This window comes from Marinobacter iranensis (assembly GCF_029207565.1).
Classification (GTDB): Bacteria; Pseudomonadota; Gammaproteobacteria; order Pseudomonadales; family Oleiphilaceae; genus Marinobacter; species Marinobacter iranensis.
This window is the reverse complement of the sequence record NZ_JANCMW010000257.1, coordinates 1-260: the sequence shown is the minus strand read 5'-3', so window position 1 is coordinate 260 and position 260 is coordinate 1. Positions and strand designations below refer to the sequence as shown.

At 68.1% G+C, this 260-nt stretch carries 1 pseudogene; it reads left to right on the top strand.

Features of this window, described 5'->3' with window-relative positions:
- Window positions 1-17: 17 nt before the first annotated feature.
- Window positions 18-260, top strand: a pseudogene (locus NLU14_RS22275) (hypothetical protein); the annotation flags it as partial.

Below are 260 nucleotides of genomic sequence, written 5' to 3'. Positions count from 1 at the left end.
CGTCGCCCGAGGTGCGGATGCAGCCGGGCGACAATTCCGGGCTGCGCAAGGTCGGCGCCGAAGTGCTGTTCTGGAGCCAGGCCCAGCGCGACCAGAATTTCCCGCACATGGAGAAGCTCTTCCCCGGTCATGTCGTCCGGGCCGGCGGCAAGGTCCATCCGCTGCCCGCCGGCAAGCCGCTGGCCTTTCCCGATGCGGATCTCGACGCCTTCATCGCCCAGCAGAACATCGCCGGGCTGATCGTCCTCAGGGACGGCAAG